This window comes from Streptomyces sp. MS191, from assembly GCF_008042125.1.
In the GTDB taxonomy this organism is placed as follows: Bacteria; Actinomycetota; Actinomycetes; order Streptomycetales; family Streptomycetaceae; genus Streptomyces.
Genome location: NZ_RDBI01000059.1, coordinates 1,045 through 1,814 on the forward strand (window position 1 = coordinate 1,045; position 770 = coordinate 1,814).

A 770-nucleotide genomic window follows, 5' to 3' on the forward strand; every position below is an offset into this window, starting at 1 on the left:
CCAGGGTCGGGTAGAGCTTGAACGGGTTGAGGATCGTGCCCGGCGTCGCCGCCTGGTTGGCCAGGGCCGAGAGGAACTTCTGCTGGTTCTTCGTCCGGGCCAGGTCCGACTGCGCGAACGCGTACCGGGTGCGGACGAAGGCCAGGGCCTGCTCGCCGTTGAGGGTCTGCTCACCGGCCTGGAAGTCGGCGCCGGAGTTCTTGTCCTTGAACCCCTTCTCGATGTTCAGGTCCACACCGCCGAGCGCGTCCACGATGTTCGCGAACCCGGCGAAGCCGATCTCCGCGTAGTGGTCGATGCGCAGGCCGGTGTTGAACTCCACCGTGCGCACGAGCAGCTCGGGGCCGTCCATCGCGTAGGCCGCGTTGAGCTTGGTGGCGCCGCGGGCCGCGTACTTCTTGCCGGACTCCGAGCCCACGAAGGAGGGGATGGTGACCCAGGAGTCGCGGGGGAGCGAGATCATCGTGTTCCCGCTGCCGCAGGCCGCGAGGATCATCATCGAGTCGGTCCGCTTGCCGGCGGCCGAGCCGGTGTGCAGCTTCTTCTTCTCCTCGGCCGACATGCCCTCGCGGCTGTCGGAGCCGACGATCAGGTACGTCGTGCAGTCGCCCTCGGCCGGCCGCTCGATGACCTTGGAGAGGTCGACCTCGTTGCGCATCCGGGAACTGGCCCAGGCGTACGTCCCGATGCTCCAGCCGAGCACCGCGACGACCAGCACGATCGAGCCGATCTTGATCCGGCGCCGCCAGTCGGGGGCGGGGCGGCCAGGC

Annotated in this window: 1 protein-coding gene; it reads right to left on the reverse strand. The window is 68.7% G+C overall.

Annotated elements, in window-relative coordinates; all coding sequences use genetic code 11:
* Positions 1–770: LCP family protein (locus EAO71_RS26260; protein WP_147980302.1), on the reverse strand; the 770-nt coding region annotated here is incomplete at both ends.